The sequence below is a fragment of the Flavobacterium terrigena genome, from assembly GCF_900108955.1.
Taxonomy (GTDB): domain Bacteria; phylum Bacteroidota; class Bacteroidia; order Flavobacteriales; family Flavobacteriaceae; genus Flavobacterium; species Flavobacterium terrigena.
Map to the genome: position 1 here is coordinate 180825 of NZ_FNYA01000001.1, position 16576 is coordinate 197400.

Consider the following 16576-nt stretch of genomic DNA (forward strand, 5'->3'; position numbering starts at 1 on the left):
TAATACTATGCATTTTTCTTTAATTATTCCTATTTTTAACAGACCAGACGAAATTGATGGGTTGCTAGAAAGTTTGTCAAGACAAACCTATACAGACAATTATTAAGTTGTTATTATTGAAGATGGGTTCAACAATATAAATTAATAAACAAAATTTAACTCCCGGAATCAATATTAGTTTCATTGATTTCCCAATGTGGAAAATTTTATTTTCTATTACTGGTGCTTGGCTTGCGATTTTTTTCATATCTGTAGTTAAGATCCGCTGATTAAAATAAATATTTATATTTTAATTATTTAGAAGATAGAAGTATTTTATCTGAATTTTTAGATAATGAGAATTTATTTTTTAATGTTTTCATATCATCACTAATTTTCTTATCTAATATTTTGGCATAATGCTGAGTTGTTTTTAAATTGGTGTGTCCCAACATTTTACTAACTGTTTCTAAAGGAACTCCATTTGAAAGCGTTACAGTGGTTGCAAATGTATGTCTGGCTATGTGGAATGTTAATTCCTTATTGATTCCGCAAACAGTTGCAATTTCTTTCAAATAGGCATTCATCTTTTGATTAGATAAAATTGGTAGTAATCTATTTTCATTTAAACAAACAGGATAATCAGCATATTTATCTATAATAAATTCAGCTGTTGGTAATAATGGTATTTTAGAAATGGTTTCTGTCTTTTGACGATTTTTAAATATCCATTTATCTCCATCGATACCCAAGCTTATATTATTTCTGGTAAGTTGTTTTACATCGATATAAGCTAAACCTGTAAAACAACTGAAAACAAATATATCACGGACTAATTCCAATCGATCTGAAACAAATTCTTTGTTCATTAAATTTTGAATATCAATTTCATTTAGAAATTCTCTGACTACTTCTTTAACTTTGGATTTATAGTTTGCAAATGGGTCTTTTGTTAGCCATCCATTGGCCAAACAGATATTTATTATTTTATGGAAGTTCTTAATATATTTTACAGCTGTATTGTTCGCACATTTACGAACACTACGTAAATAGAATTCGTACTCCGTAATAAATGAATAATCAATCTTTTCAATATTGATATCGGAAATATTATATTTCCAATTTAAAAATTCTTTTGTGTGCTTTAAGGATGTTTCATATCGTTCTAATGTTCCAGCTGCATATTCTTGTCCGACAAGTTCTTTAATTTTATTATTGTGGTACTGGAAGATAGGAACGAGCATTCTTGCTTTTTCAACTAACCCAATATGTTCATTTTTAAAATTTTAAAATGTAACTTCTTGATTATTTAGAAATAGTCTTTTTTCAGTTTCAAAAACTGAAGTTCTTAATTTATCAAGTTGATTATTTATTAAATAAGTTTCGTTAGTACTTCCTTTAATTTTGGAAGAATCTGCATGCCATTTTCTTTCTTCAATATAATAACCGGTACTAGTATCAAATCGTTTCCCGTTTACGGTTATTCTTTGAAATATTGGCATTTTGCCTTGTGCGTTGACTTTTGACTTTCTTAAATAGAAAAGTGTTTTGATTTTAGCATTCATAACGGTGACCTTTAATTAATTATTAAATTAGTGAAAAGGTCAATTTGAAACAAGATGTTTATTAATTGTACAAGTAGTATTTTCAGTACTTGAGCGGAAAAAAGGTGCACCTATTTTTATTAATTTCTTGGTGCACCTAATTGTGCACCTTCTTTTATAATAAAAGTTGGTTTGTTATGAGGGTAGTAAAAACAAAAAACCCTTTAAAACATACATTTTAAAGGGTTCTGACTCAATTTGAGATTTTACTGGCGGAGAAAGAGGGATTCGAACCCCCGGACCTGTTACAGTCAACAGTTTTCAAGACTGCCGCATTCGACCGCTCTGCCATTTCTCCAGTAAGACTCGCACTACTTCCGTATTGCGAGTGCAAATATAAAAGCTTTTTTCAATTAAAAAAACAAAAGCTACACTTTTTTTGTAAGTTTTTTTTAAATATCTGATTGTCAATATTTATTGTGAAAACTTTTTTTTTAATAATCTAAATATTCTGTTATTTCTAAACCATAACCAATCATACCAACACGTTTATTTTGCCATGAATTTGTTAGTAGTTTAATTTTAGTAATATCAATATCATGCAAAATTTGAGCTCCAATACCAAAATCTTTTGTGTCAATTTTAATTTTTGGTGTGGTATAATCACCTGTTTCTTGCATTCTTTTTAATTCAGCTAATCTATCTAGTAATTCTACAGATTGTAATTCTTGATTAATAAATAAAATAGCACATTTATCATATTCTTCAAATTTCTTAAAAATATCTTCTAATTTTTTATTTAAAGTATCTGTTAAGCTTCCAAGAATATCGTTAGTAACTTGGGTAGAATTAATTCTTGTTAAAATTGCTTCTCCTTTACTCCAGCTACCTTTTGTTAATGCAATATGAACTTGTTTATTGGTAACTTGTAAATACGCTCTTAATCTGTAGTTTCCAAAACGCGTTTTAATCTCGAAATCTTCTTTTTTCTTAATTAAACTATCGTGTTGCATTCTGTATGCTACCAAATCTTCAATTGAAACAAGTTTTAAATCAAATTTCTTAGCTACATCTACTAGTTCAGGTAAACGTGCCATTGTTCCGTCATCATTCATAATTTCGCAAATAACACCAGCTGATGAAAATCCAGCTAAACGTGCAAAATCAATTGCAGCTTCTGTATGCCCTGTTCTTCTTAAAACACCACCTTGACGTGCTATTAAAGGAAAAATATGCCCAGGACGACCTAATTCATATGGTTTTGTATCTGGATTAACTAATGCTTCAATCGTTTTTGATCTGTCTGCAGCAGAAATTCCGGTAGTTACTCCATTACCTTTTAAATCTACAGAAACGGTAAAAGCTGTTTCCATGTTATCGGTATTATTCGTAACCATTGAATGTAATTCTAATTCTTTACACCTCGATTCCGTTAATGGCACACAAATTAATCCTTTACCGTGTGTTGCCATAAAGTTTATCATTTCTGGCGTTACTTTATCAGCTGCAGCTAAAAAATCACCTTCATTTTCTCTATCTTCATCATCAACCACAATAATCATTTTGCCTTGACGAATATCTTCTATAGCTTCTTCAATTGTGTTGAGTTGTATTTTATTGCTCATTAGTTTGTGTGTTAGTACTTTGAAGTTTGTCGTTTGTAAGTTTATTGAAAATATTTTTTATTGGATTAATTAACCAATCTAAATCAATTGTTAATCCCATATCATTTGTAGCTCTATAAGTAACCAAAATTGCAAATGGTGTTAATATTAAAGCACCCGCAGCTACACCAATAAATGGATGTAGTGCGTCTTGACCAGCTAATTTTTTTCCAAAAGTATTCGCAAAATTAAAAATAATAAAAATTAAAACTGCAAAAACAATTGGTAATCCTAGTCCACCTTTTCTGATAATAGCACCTAAAGGCGCACCTATAAAAAACATTAATAAGCATGAATAGGCTACTAATATTTTATCATAATAACCGATCCAATAATCATTAATATTATTTTTTTTCATTTCTAAATCGGTACTATAACCATCAAGAGTAAAAATAGTATTTGAAATATTACTTTTTGCAACATCAAATATTATTGATTTTTTTTCGTTAGGAATAATTTTTAGTAAGTCATTAGATTGTTCCGTTTTAATAGGTACAACAAGATTATTTTCACCTGTATGTTCTAAAACGTTGGTTAAACTTTGAGAAGTTTTATCTAAGTTTTCACTATATGAAATTACATCTTTATTATAATTTAATTGTAGCGAATCAATTGTGTATTTTAATTCACTCATATTTAACATATTATAAGCATTAATAATTTCTCCTCCTTCTTCTGAAGCACCATTAAGCTTGGCTAAATCAATATTTATAGTATATTTTTTAAAACTACTTTTTGCAAATGGTAATTTCTCACGTTCTTCCATTTTTTGAGAATAGATGTCTTCGTAGTAATTTCCATCAATTAAATCAAGTTGTAATAAATTAGTAGTTTCATCACTTTTTAAAACCCCTCTTTTAGCTTTAATAACGGTTGTAATTGGCGAAAACTCACCTTTTTTCATATGCATCGTAATGCCTTCTAAAAACTCGCCATTATCTCCAGATTTCTTATCTACTTTAATAGTTGTTGTTGCCCCAATTTTATTAAATTGCCCTTCTCCTATTGCCATGGCTGGTTTAGTTTGAAGAATATTTTTTCTTAAATTAACAAATCGGTATTGTGCTTCAGGAATAATATTATTGGCAAACAAAAAGGCAATAGCACTAAATACAACTGTACAAATTATTAAGAACTTCATTGCTCTTCTTAAAGAAATTCCGCCAGATTTCATGGCAGCAAATTCATAGTTTTCTGCAAAACTACCAAAAGTCATAATGGATGCCAACAAAATAGATAATGGTAAAACCAGTGGAACCATTATTGGTGAATAGTAAAATATAAATTTAAAAATAGTAACAAAATCTAAATCCTTACCAGCTAATTCGGCGATAAACAGCCAAATACTTTGCAAAACGAATATAAAAAAAAGGATTACAAATACCGTAGTAAATGTAATCAGGAAAGATTTTAATAAATATTTATCTATTATTTTCATTTAATGCAAGTTTTATAGCAATATCAATTTGCTATGAATAATGAAGTTTAAAATTAATCGGCTTTATTAATGTAATAATTTGGATATTTTGCCTTCACAAAGGTAAACTGATTTTTTGCTAAAACTTGGTTAAATTTAAACGAAGATACTGTTAAGGTGGTTTTAGTACCGTTTTTCCCAACTTCAATTAAATTATAGATGTGGTTGGTTTTGGTATCAATCCCAATTAAAATTTCTTTTCTTTTATCAACAACACTTGAAGGTGTTAACTTTACATATTGAATAGTTTTTCCAGCAACTGGTTGTTTGATATCCATAGAATATTTAAATCCTTTTTTAAAGAATGTAAATATTTTATTTGGTGACATCGCATTAGCATCATTTTCATCATGATTAGAAATAGTTACTTCTTCATCTTCTGGAACAATTGTATATATTTTTTTCCCATCGAAAATTTTAGTAATTCCCATGAAACTTAAATGGTATTTATTCCCTTGTAAAAGTACCGTTCCTTTACTTTCTTGATTGATATTTTCCTTAGCATTATTGATTGCATATTTGAAATCAATATCCATATTTTTGTATGATTTTGCTTTTGCAACTACTTTATCTAATAAAACTTTTGCAGCATTTTTTTCTTTAACAGGGTTAACATCAACCGTGTTAAATGCTACTAAAAAAAAAGCAACTGCTGTTATTGTAAATAAATTTTTCATCTATATATAAATTATCTATTGTTCGTTGTTAAAAAATGTTTCTAGAGAAGTTAAATCAGTAATTAGAACTTGTCTGGCTTTGCTTCCTTCAAAAGGCCCAACAATTCCAGCTGCTTCTAATTGATCAATAATTCTTCCTGCTCTGTTATATCCTAATTTCAATTTTCTTTGGATTAATGATGCTGAACCTTGTTGTGCTGAAACTACAACTTCTGCAGCATCTCTGAATAAAGAATCTCTTTCAGATATATCCATATCAAGTTTTATGCCACTTTCTTCTCCAACATAATCTGGAAGCAGGTAGGCGTTCGCATAAGCTTTCTGAGAACCAATGAAATCACAAATTCTTTCTACTTCAGGAGTATCAACAAAAGCACACTGTACACGAATTAAATCGTTTCCGTTTGAAAACAATAAATCTCCACGACCAATTAACTGATCGGCACCACCAGAATCTAAAATCGTTCTTGAGTCAATTTTAGAAGTTACTCTAAAAGCAATTCTCGCTGGGAAATTCGCTTTAATCATACCTGTAATTACGTTTACAGACGGACGTTGCGTGGCAATAATTAAGTGAATTCCGATAGCACGAGCAAGCTGAGCCAAACGCGCAATTGGCATTTCTACTTCTTTCCCTGCTGTCATAATTAAATCGGCAAACTCATCCACGACTAATACAATATAAGGTAAAAAGCGGTGACCGTTTTCTGGATTTAATTTTCTTTGTTTAAATTTATCATTATACTCTTTAATGTTACGAACCATCGCATCTTTTAGTAATGAATAACGATTATCCATTTCTAAACATAAAGAATTTAGTGTATTAATTACTTTCGCATTATCCGTTATAATTGCTTCTTCCGTATCTGGAAGTTTTGCTAAATAATGACGTTCAATTTTATTGAAAAGCGTTAATTCAACTTTTTTCGGATCCACCAAAACGAATTTTACTTCGGCTGGGTGTTTTTTGTATAATAACGAAGTTAAAACCGCATTTAATCCAACAGATTTTCCTTGCCCAGTTGCTCCTGCCATCAATAAGTGAGGCATTTTCGCTAAATCGACAACTAAAGTTTCGTTAGAAATAGTTTTCCCTAAAGCGATTGGCAATTCCATTTCTGCTTGTTGGAATTTTGGCGAAGCAATCGCACTTTTCATAGAAACCATTGATGGGTTTGCGTTTGGAACCTCAATACCAATTGTTCCTTTTCCTGGAATTGGCGCAATAATACGAATTCCTAAAGCGGATAAAGACAATGCAATATCGTCTTCTAAACTTTTAATTTTAGAAATTCTAATTCCTGCTTCTGGCACAATTTCGTATAAAGTTACGGTTGGTCCAACTGTAGCTTTAATTTGTGCGATTTCAATTTTGTAGTTTTTTAATGTATCTACAATTTTGTTTTTATTTTCTTCTAACTCTGCTTGATTGATGGTAATTCCAACACCTGTATAATCTTTCAATAATTCAATTGAAGGCATTTTAAAGTTAGACAATTCCAAAGTTGGATCAAATTCACCAAAATCTTGCACTAATCTTTGTGCTAAACTTTCTTCAACAATATCTTCTTCTTCCGGTTTTTCAATTACGAAAGAAGCGTCTTCTGTTTGAATAAGTTCAGGTTGTTTAGGAATTACTTCTTCCATAACAGGTTTTGGTTGAGTTTCTAATTGAATTTCAGAAGGATGTTCAATTGTTGGTTTTAAGGATGATTTGTCAATTTCAAATGAAGAATTTTCAGGGCGATTAATGACTTGCATGTTTGTCCATTCCGTGTCTTCATCTTCTTGAATGATTGGTTTTTTGATAGTTGAAGTTGGAATTATTGGTTCCACAACATCATCAATATTAGCTTGAATTGGCGATTCCACTTCAACTGTATTTTCATCTTCCGAATCCACAGCTAGAGGAGCTGCTTTAGCTTCTAAAAAGTCTTTTACCTTATCTGGAGAAACTTTTATTTTAAAAATCAGGAAAACAATTGTTGCAAAAACCAACAATAATATCGAACCAATTTTACCTGAATAATCTTGAATTAAATCGTTAATTTCAAAACCAATAATTCCAGATAAATGTGGGATAAAATCCCATAATAGTCCGAATAAAATTGAAATCGTAACAATTAAATATAAATCCCAAAAGGTAGATTTTCTTAGTTTTTTTAGAGGTAAATCAACAATAAGATACGCTCCAATTAAAAAGAATATTTTGACAAATAAGAAAGAAGCTACTCCAAATCCTTGATGTAAAAAAACATCAGACAACCAAGCACCAATTTTTCCTAACCAATTTTCAACTATAACATCTCTGTTAGCTAATTCTGAAATTTGACTTTGATCGTTGTTTCCTGAAATATAATATGATATAAAGGACAACAATAAAATTACTGCAATTATAACGAACAAAACACCAACAATGAATTTTTGTCCACGTGATGTTTTGAAAATTGAATTACTTAATTTATTTTCAGTTGTATTTGAAACTTCTTTTTTAGCCATTAAATTTTAAAAATTGAATATTTTTGGGACATAAATTAAGGCACCAACAGCAATTGCGCTGAAAGCTGCAAACAAAACTGCACCAGCAGCAATATCTTTAATAAAACCTATTCTGTTATGAAATTCTGGATGAATAAAATCGGCAATTTTTTCTACAGCCGTGTTTAATCCTTCAATAGCCAAGACCAATCCGAATGCTAAAATTTGTAACATCCATTCTTCTCTAGAAATATGAAAATAAAAACCGGCTATTATCATTAAAATCATTAATGAAAATTGCACCATTATGCTATGCTCTGTTGTCACTAATTTATAAGCGCCTTTGACAGCAAAGCCAATACTTTTAATTCTTCCAGAAACAAATCTTTTGTCTTGAATCATAAAATTATAATGCTTTTAAAGCTGCTTCGTAATTTGGTTCGTTAGCAATTTCGCTTACTAATTCTGTATGAGAAACTACTCCATTTTCGTCAACTACAACAATTGCTCTTGCGTGTAAACCTTTTAAAGCAGAATCTGTCAATGTTAGGCCGTAATCATTTCCGAAACTTCCATCTCTAAAATCTGATAAGTTTACAACATTTTCTAATCCTTCTGAACCACAAAAACGTTTTTGAGCAAATGGTAAATCTCTAGAAATACACAATACTTTAGTGTTTTCTAAATCGTTAGCCATTTTATTAAAAGTTCTTACTGAAGTGGCACAAGTTGCTGTATCAATACTTGGGAAAATATTTAAGATAACACGTTGACCTTTATAGTCTTGTAAAGTAACATCTGATAAATCGTTTGCTACTAATTGAAATTGTGGTGCTACTGAACCAACTGCTGGTAAAGTTGCATTTGTATGTACAGGATTTCCTCCTAAAGTTACTGTTGACATGGTTTTAAATTTTAAGTTCCAAAAATACAAAAATTATTTTAGTTTTATTACACTAATTTCCACAAAACATCTTCTGGAACTGGCGCAATAATTTCTAACGGATCTTTGGTTACAGGATGTGTTAAAACTAGCTTTCTAGCGTGTAAATGAATTCCTCCATTTGGATTACTTCTATCAAAACCATATTTCAAATCACCTTTAATTGGACAACCAATTGCGGTAAGTTGCGCTCTAATTTGATGATGACGACCGGTATGTAAATCGATTTCTAAAGCATAATAATTATCTAACTTTTTAATGGTTTTATAAGTCAATTTTGCTTCTTTAGATTCTGGAACTTCTTTTAAATGTGCTTTTGAAGTATTATTTTTTGTATTCCTTTTTAAGAAATGAACCAAAGTATCCTCCGTTTTTGGTGGTGCATTTTTTACGATTGCCCAATATGTTTTCTGAGTTTCTCTGTTTTTAAAAGTCTCATTTAAACGCGTTAAAGCCTTTGAAGTTTTAGCAAAAACCACAATTCCAGTTGTTGGACGATCTAAACGATGTACGACTCCTAAAAAGACTTCACCTGGTTTGTCGTAAGCTACTTTTAGGTACGATTTTACAATTTCAGATAAAGGCTCATCACCTGTTTTATCGCCTTGTACAATATCTCCAACTCGCTTATTCACTACAATTATATGATTGTCCTCATGTAGAATTTGAAGATTTTTTGAATCTGAAACTATTTTCATCTTAGATTATTAGATTGTTTGATTTCTTAGATTTTTAGACTTTCTAAAATTCTAAATTGTTTTTTGTAATTTCGATGAAGGAGAAATCACATTATGTTTAGATTATGAGATTTCTCCTTCGTCGAAATGACAACTTTATTTAGTACTGCTCATTCGCATTTGGAAAATCTTTCGATTTCACGTCAGCAGCATATTGTCCGATTGCTTTAGTCATATCTTCAAATAAGTTCATATAACGACGCAAAAATCTTGGACTGAATTCGTGTGTCATACCAATCATATCGTGTAAAACCAAAACCTGACCGTCAACTCCACCACCTGCTCCGATTCCAATTACAGGAATAGAAATACTTTCCGCCACTTTTTGTGCTAATTTCGCTGGTATTTTCTCTAAAACTAAAGCAAAACAACCAATTCTTTCAAGCATTTTAGCGTCTTCTAATAATTGTTCCGCTTCTTCCTCTTCTTTTGCTCGAACCGTGTATGTTCCGAATTTATATATCGATTGAGGTGTTAAACCCAAATGTCCCATTACAGGAATTCCAGCGTTTAATATTTTTTTGATTGAAGATTCAATTTCTCTTCCACCTTCTAATTTTACTGCATGCCCACCACTTTCTTTCATAATTCTGATAGAAGAACGTAACGCTTCTTTAGAATCCGATTGGTAACTTCCAAAAGGCAAATCTACCACAACTAAAGCTCTGTCAACCGCTCTTACCACACTACTTGCATGATAAATCATTTGGTCTAATGTGATTGGTAAAGTTGTTTCGTGACCCGCCATAACATTACTAGCTGAATCACCAACTAAAATCACATCAATACCAGCAGTATCAACAATTTTTGCCATAGTGAAATCGTATGCCGTTAGCATAGAAATTTTTTCACCATTAGCTTTCATATCAATTAACGATTTCGTAGTAATTTTTTTATAATCTTTTTTTGCTACAGACATTCTTTTTAAGTTAGAAGTCAGAAGTTGAAAGTTTTTGCACCTAACAACTATTCTGAAAATTAATGTTACAAAATTAATATAAAGATATGGATTGTAACAATTTTTCTACATTTAATACCAATAATAAAATTCAATATTATGAGACAATTATTTATTATCCTATTTTTTGGTTTTAGCGTTTCGATTTCTGCACAAGAAAAGACCCCGAACGATAGTGAACAGGGGAAGCAAATCAAACAATCGATTTCTGTATTTTTTGATGGTTTACAAACGGCAGATACTTTGAAAATTCAAACGGTTTGTCATAAAGAAATGAAACTACAATCGATTATGGAAAAAAATGCAATTGGAACCTTGTCTTTTGAAACAAATGAAGAATTTTACAAATCGATTGCTACTTTACCGAAAAACTTAAAAATTGAAGAAAGACTTTTGAGTTACAAAATTCAAATTGATGGTTCAATGGCGCAAGTTTGGACACCTTATGAATTTTATGTCAATGATAAACTAAGTCATATTGGAACTAATTCCTTTACTTTGCTTTTAGAAAATAACGTCTGGAAAATTGTTCACATTATTGATACCAGAAGAAAGAAATAGAAATTTTATTATTTCATAACTAAAAGGAATGCATCAAAAACCAGCTATAATCAAACGTTTTATTCGACAATTATTCGATTTAAAATCGACACAAGAAGAAGAAAATAAAACTTTTTTAGAAATCAAAGAAGGCATTGAATTCAAAGGTAAAAACTTGTGGTTGCTAGCTTTTGCTATATTTATTGCATGCATTGGATTAAATATCAATTCTAAAAGTGCGGTAATTGGCGCGATGATTTTATCACCAGTAATGGGTCCAATTTTTGGGATTGGCTTTTCTTTAGGTATATCAAATTCCGATTTATTTAAAACTAGTTTAAAAAATGCGTTGCGAATTGTTTTAGTTAGTGTGTTTTTTTCGACATTGTATTACTTAATTAATCCATATTCCATAGAAACAGAAGAATTAATTAGTTTTTCTAAACCCACATTTTTTGATGTTTTATTAGCATTTATTGGTGGTTTGGCAGCAATGCTAGCGATTTCTAGAGAAAGTGGCACACAAGTAATTATTGCTGTGGCAGTCGCAACTTCTTGTATTCCTCCATTATGCACAGCAGGTTTTGGATTAGCGACATTAAATTTAGAATATTTTTTAGGTGGATTATATACGTATAGTATCAACTCGTTATTTATTGGATTTGGAACTTTATTGATGACCAAATATCTAAAATTCGAACGTCATTCTGCTCAAAATATTAAACATGTAAATGGTTGGTTTTTTATTTTAGGAATTTTAGCCTTAGTTCCAGCAGTATATTTTGCTTATGTTTTAGCGGTTCAAAATATGTTTCAATCAAAGGTGGAATATATTATCAATAATCAAATTGAAGCTAAATATCATGTTATAAATTACGACATCAATTCCAAATTAAAAACCATTGAATTGGATATTTCAACACCAACATTTGATGCCAAAATTGAGCAAAACATCAATGCATTTTTTGTTCGAAATAATATCAAAAATATAGATGTAACCATTCATCAATCCATTGAAGAAAATCTGGATTTAGGTAAGGAAATTAAGAAACTACAATTGGAAATTATGGAGTTGAAGAAAACTAAGTAAAATAAATTTTAGAAATCATCTAAACCTGTTTCTCAAAATTTAACAATCCGCTAAACCAACTCCAACAGCTAAACCGCCTTCAGAAGTTTCTTTGTATTTTGAATTCATATCTTTTGCAGTTTCCCACATTGTGGCAACAACTTTATCTAAAGGAACTAATGTATTTTTGGCATCTGTTTCTAAAGCTAATTCGGCAGCATTGATGGCTTTGATTGCTCCCATTGTATTACGCTCAATACAAGGAACTTGCACTAAACCACCAATTGGATCACATGTCATACCTAAATGATGTTCCATGGCGATTTCTGCAGCGACTAAAACTTGATCCGGTGTTCCGCCCATTAATTCGCATAATGCAGCAGCAGCCATTGCTGATGACACACCAATTTCTGCTTGACAACCGCCCATTGCAGCTGAAATTGTTGCACCTTTTTTGAAGATACTTCCAATTTCTCCAGCCACCATTAAAAATTGCTTGATTTCTTTTTCCCCAGCATCATGATTTTCAATACATAAATAATACATTAAAACGGCTGGAATTACCCCAGCACTCCCGTTTGTTGGCGCTGTTACTACTCGACCTAAAGAAGCATTTACTTCATTAACAGCCAAGGCAAAACAAGAAACCCATTTTAATATTTGTCGGAATTTAACTTCGGTTTGACGAATACAATGCAACCATTCTTGAGGAGAATTATAATTGGCAATTCCGATTAAATTCGTGTGCATATCATACGCTCTTCTGTGCACATTTAATCCGCCAGGTAAAGTTCCTTCGGTATGAGCGCCGATGTACATACATTCTAACATCGTGTTCCAAATTCGCATTAATTCGGAGTGAATTACTTCTTCGGAACGCATTGATTTTTCATTTTCATAAACGATTTCAGAAACTTTTTTATTTTCGGAATGACAAAATGCTAATAGCTCCACACCTTTATCAATTGGGAAAGGAAAAGCACATTTTATTTCTGATTTAGCACCGTTATCTTCTTCTTCCTTAACAACAAAACCACCACCAATTGAATAAAAAGTTGAACTATATTCTGAGTCGTTTGTAAACGCAGTAAAGATTAATCCATTAGCGTGAAATGGTAAAAAATTCTTATTGAAAAAGATATCTGAAACGATATTGAAATGAATTTTGAATTCATTATCTAATAACAATTCGCTATTCGTTTTAATGTCTTCAATAATAGAATCAATCGCGTCAATTGGTACATATTCTGGATCGGCACCACTTAAACCTAACATTACTGCCAAATCTGTAGCATGACCTTTTCCTGTCAACGACAACGAACCATACAAATCGACTTTTACGCGATGCACATTATTGATTATATTTTGATCACGTAATTCTGCTAAAAACTTTTCCGCAGCACGCCATGGTCCTAAAGTGTGAGAACTTGAAGGGCCAACGCCTATTTTTAACATGTCAAAAACTGAAATACACTCCATAATATTAAATCGTTATAGTAGCAAAGATAGTGTATGAATTTGTAAGTTGGAAGTTGGAAGTGAAAATTTTTGAAACTAATTAAAGTTGATTTGTTATAGGATAAAAATTGTATAAAAAAAGGAACAAATTCAAAACTGAACTTATTCCTTTTAGCTTTTATCTTTTGCCTTTTTACTTGGCTCTTATGCCTTTAAAATCTAATACCAACGCTTTTTATTCTTTTTAGCACCATCAGATTTCCTTGAATTTGAAGTATCTGTTTTAGCTGCTTTTGGTGCGTGATTTTGTTTTTGTTTTACTGGGTTTTTCTTACCACGAGTATCTGTTTCTTTATTTTTTAATTCGTCTTCTGTGAATTCTCTGTATGGATACGGATTGTCTTTTACCACCTTAATTTGCTGACGCGTTAGCTTTTCAATATCTTTCCAAAATGGTAATTCATCTTTACTACAAAAAGAAATCGCCAAACCTTCATTTCCAGCTCTTCCCGTTCTTCCAATTCGGTGAACATACGTTTCTGGAATATTTGGTAAATCGAAATTGATCACATAAGGCAATAAATCGATATCAATTCCACGAGCTGCAATATCTGTCGCAACTAAAACTGAAATTTCTTGACTTTTAAATCCATCTAAAACTTTAATTCTGTTGTTTTGAGATTTATTTCCGTGAATCGCTTCAGCTGAAATATTTTTCGCTTTTAAAGCTTTAACCACATTATCCGCACTGTGTTTCGTTCTCACGAAAACCAACACATTATTTATATTTTCTTCTTCAATTAAATGAATCAATAATTTTCTTTTGTCTTCTTTTTGAACCATATATGCTTTTTGGTTCACTCTTTCTGCTGTACTCGAAACTGGAGCTACAGCAACATATTTTGGTTTTTTCAAAAATTGATCGGCCAATTCTCTAATCGCTACAGGCATCGTTGCAGAGAACAATAAAGTCTGACGATTATCTGGAAGTATTTTGATGATTTTCTTTACATCATTAATAAATCCCATGTCTAACATTTGATCCGCTTCATCAATAACTAAATGATGTAAATGATCCATGTCCAAAAACCCTTGCTTGTTCAAATCTAAAAAACGACCTGGAGTAGCAATTAAAATATCAACACCATCTTTTAGTTGTTGTACTTGCGGAACCTGACTTACACCACCATAAATCACCATCGATTTGGTATTCATGTATTTTCCGTAAGTCGCAAAACTATCTTGAATTTGGTGTGCTAATTCACGTGTTGGCGCTAAAACTAAAGTTCTAATTACTTTTCTTTTGTTTTTTGAACCAACAATTGGATGTAAATAATTTAAAATTGGAATGGCGAATGCACCAGTTTTTCCAGTTCCAGTTTGTGCGCAACCTACTAAATCATGTTCTTCTAAAATAATCGGAATCGCTTGTTCTTGGATGGGTGTTGGATTAGTATATTTTTCTTCTTCTAAAACCTGAAGTATATTTCTATGTAAATTTAAATCTTGAAATGTCATATTTGTATTTTGAGCTACAAAGATAGTTTATTTTTGTTTGATGTAAATTATTAACAGAATTTTGGCACTATGACACTTCTAATTATTGCCACATTAATCTTTATCTTTGCAAAAAAAATCGAATGAAGTTTAACAAATATTATGCGTCAGCCTTATTGGCTTTTATAATTTGGGGATTTTTTAGTTTGGCTTTGAAACCCTTACACGATTATCCTTCGTTAGATATTTTATTTTATCGTGTGTTTTTTTCGACTACGGTTTTATTGGTTATTAATTTCGCTTTCCGAATCAATTTACTGAAAAAGAGTTTAGAATTATTTCAATCATTCTCCAAAAAGAAAAAACAAAGCACCATATTACTAACTATTGCTGGCGGATTTTTATTAGTTTTCAATTGGTTCTTATTTATGTATGCCGTTAACCACGTGAGTTTGCAGTCGGCATCATTAGCCTATTTAATTTGCCCGATTATCACAACGGTTTTAGCATTTATCATACTAAAAGAAAAACTAGACAATTGGCAATGGTTAGCGGTTGCGATTTGTGTCATTAGTTGTGCGATTTTATCTTACGGACACGCCACTGAATTGATTTATAGCTTTGTAATTGCGACCACTTTTGCCTTGTATTTAATTAGTCAACGACGAAATAATGAGTTTGATAAATTCTTAGTTTTAACGATTCAATTGGTGATTGCGAGTTTGGTTTTATTGCCATTTTATCCGAAGTTTAGCGCAGCAATTCCAACCGAAAGTTTGTTTTATACAATGATGGGATTAATTGTGGTTTTGTTTACCATCATTCCGCTATTCTTGAATTTATTCGCATTAAAAGGAATGAATTCTTCGGCAGTTGGAATATTAATGTACACGAATCCACTGATAAATTTCTTTTTAGCACTCTTCTACTTTAAAGAAGATATTCAGTTTTCGCAATTGATTGCTTATAGTTTGATTGGAATTTCGATTATTGTGTTCAATAAAAAGGTTCTATTTAATTCGAATACCTAATGTTTAAATTCAATTTAAAATATTTCCTGATATTCCTTTCGATATTCATTATCGAAGTGATTATCGCCATATATATTAAAGACAATTTCATCCGACCATATTTTGGAGATTATTTAGTGATTTTCTTAGTCTATTACTTTTTAATGAGTTTTATAAATGCAGATAAGAACAAAATTGCTTTAGGCGTTTTATTATTTGCTTTTACAGTTGAAATCATTCAGTACTTTCAAGTTTTGCCGTATTTCAATTTAGAAAAAAATAGAATTTTAAGAATTGTGGCGGGAAACACCTTTTCATTTGAAGATTTAATTATTTACACTATTGCATTCTTAACGATTATCTTCTTTAACCGTTACGACAAGAAAACACTTTCTGACAGAAAACCAATGAGTTAGCTTAAAACAAAATGACACATTGTCAGATAAAAATATGCCAAAAATGGAATTACTGCCAATTTCTAATCATATTTTAACTTGGCACAAAACTTGACTTATCCAAAAAGAGTTTAAAAAATAAACCGAATA

The 16576-nt window shown here is 31.0% G+C and carries 16 protein-coding genes, 1 tRNA gene and 1 pseudogene; 5 read left to right on the forward strand and 13 right to left on the reverse strand.

Annotated elements, in window-relative coordinates:
• Positions 1-7: 7 nt before the first annotated feature.
• Positions 8-103, forward strand: a pseudogene (locus tag BMX42_RS14450) (glycosyltransferase family 2 protein); the annotation flags it as partial.
• Positions 104-293: 190 nt separating this feature from the next.
• Here the strand turns inward: BMX42_RS14450 and BMX42_RS00930 are convergent.
• The 11 genes from BMX42_RS00930 to panB form a co-directional block, all read right to left on the reverse strand.
• The gene (locus tag BMX42_RS00930; protein ID WP_317040009.1) at positions 294-1223 is read right to left on the reverse strand and encodes a site-specific integrase; all 930 of its coding nucleotides are present in this window, start codon (positions 1221-1223) and stop codon (positions 294-296) included.
• Between the two features lie 42 nt (positions 1224-1265).
• Positions 1266-1544: an Arm DNA-binding domain-containing protein gene (locus tag BMX42_RS14650; protein ID WP_317040010.1), complete on the reverse strand. Its 279-nt coding sequence runs from the start codon at positions 1542-1544 to the stop codon at positions 1266-1268.
• A gap of 249 nt (positions 1545-1793) precedes the next feature.
• A tRNA-Ser gene (locus BMX42_RS00935) sits at positions 1794-1881 on the reverse strand.
• 136 nt (positions 1882-2017) lie between these two features.
• Positions 2018-3148, reverse strand: coding sequence for a 3,4-dihydroxy-2-butanone-4-phosphate synthase (ribB, locus tag BMX42_RS00940; RefSeq protein ID WP_091307016.1), 1131 nt, complete (start codon positions 3146-3148; stop codon positions 2018-2020).
• Entirely contained in the window at positions 3138-4625 is a 1488-nt protein-coding gene (locus tag BMX42_RS00945) for an LptF/LptG family permease (protein WP_091307019.1), read from the reverse strand. The genes ribB and BMX42_RS00945 overlap by 11 nt, the downstream gene beginning before the upstream one ends.
• Before the next feature lie 53 nt (positions 4626-4678).
• Complete coding sequence (locus BMX42_RS00950; protein WP_091307022.1) at positions 4679-5341, reverse strand: outer membrane lipoprotein periplasmic chaperone LolA1; 663 nt, start codon at positions 5339-5341, stop codon at positions 4679-4681.
• A gap of 15 nt (positions 5342-5356) precedes the next feature.
• Entirely contained in the window at positions 5357-7840 is a 2484-nt protein-coding gene (locus BMX42_RS00955) for a DNA translocase FtsK (RefSeq protein WP_091307025.1), read from the reverse strand.
• Positions 7841-7846: 6 nt separating this feature from the next.
• A complete protein-coding gene (locus BMX42_RS00960) occupies positions 7847-8221 on the reverse strand; it encodes a diacylglycerol kinase family protein (protein ID WP_091307033.1) in 375 nt (124 codons plus the stop codon).
• Between the two features lie 4 nt (positions 8222-8225).
• Entirely contained in the window at positions 8226-8723 is a 498-nt protein-coding gene (gene tpx / locus BMX42_RS00965) for a thiol peroxidase (RefSeq protein ID WP_091307037.1), read from the reverse strand.
• A 47-nt stretch (positions 8724-8770) separates the two neighbouring features.
• Positions 8771-9460, reverse strand: coding sequence for an RluA family pseudouridine synthase (locus tag BMX42_RS00970; protein ID WP_091307041.1), 690 nt, complete (start codon positions 9458-9460; stop codon positions 8771-8773).
• A gap of 139 nt (positions 9461-9599) precedes the next feature.
• On the reverse strand, positions 9600-10418 hold the full coding sequence (gene panB / locus BMX42_RS00975) for a 3-methyl-2-oxobutanoate hydroxymethyltransferase (protein ID WP_091307044.1): 819 nt from the start codon (positions 10416-10418) through the stop codon (positions 9600-9602).
• 138 nt (positions 10419-10556) lie between these two features.
• Here panB and BMX42_RS00980 point away from each other — a divergent pair, with 138 nt between their 5' ends.
• Together BMX42_RS00980 and BMX42_RS00985 are read left to right on the forward strand one after the other, a co-directional pair.
• Positions 10557-11018, forward strand: coding sequence for a nuclear transport factor 2 family protein (locus BMX42_RS00980; RefSeq protein WP_091307047.1), 462 nt, complete (start codon positions 10557-10559; stop codon positions 11016-11018).
• Positions 11019-11046: 28 nt separating this feature from the next.
• The gene (locus BMX42_RS00985) at positions 11047-12087 is read left to right on the forward strand and encodes a DUF389 domain-containing protein (protein ID WP_091307050.1); all 1041 of its coding nucleotides are present in this window, start codon (positions 11047-11049) and stop codon (positions 12085-12087) included.
• Positions 12088-12126: 39 nt separating this feature from the next.
• Here the strand turns inward: BMX42_RS00985 and BMX42_RS00990 are convergent, their stop codons facing one another.
• Both BMX42_RS00990 and BMX42_RS00995 read right to left on the reverse strand, forming a co-directional pair.
• Positions 12127-13545 (reverse strand): L-serine ammonia-lyase, encoded by a 1419-nt coding sequence (locus BMX42_RS00990; protein WP_177169094.1) that lies wholly within the window; start codon positions 13543-13545, stop codon positions 12127-12129.
• A 198-nt stretch (positions 13546-13743) separates the two neighbouring features.
• The gene (locus BMX42_RS00995) at positions 13744-15042 is read right to left on the reverse strand and encodes a DEAD/DEAH box helicase (protein ID WP_091307057.1); all 1299 of its coding nucleotides are present in this window, start codon (positions 15040-15042) and stop codon (positions 13744-13746) included.
• 122 nt (positions 15043-15164) lie between these two features.
• Here BMX42_RS00995 and BMX42_RS01000 point away from each other — a divergent pair, with 122 nt between their 5' ends.
• Both BMX42_RS01000 and BMX42_RS01005 read left to right on the forward strand, forming a co-directional pair.
• Complete coding sequence (locus BMX42_RS01000; protein WP_091307058.1) at positions 15165-16052, forward strand: EamA family transporter; 888 nt, start codon at positions 15165-15167, stop codon at positions 16050-16052.
• A complete protein-coding gene (locus BMX42_RS01005) occupies positions 16052-16447 on the forward strand; it encodes a ribosomal maturation YjgA family protein (protein WP_091307061.1) in 396 nt (131 codons plus the stop codon). Before BMX42_RS01000 ends, BMX42_RS01005 begins: the two co-directional genes overlap by 1 nt.
• Positions 16448-16576 lie beyond the last annotated feature (129 nt).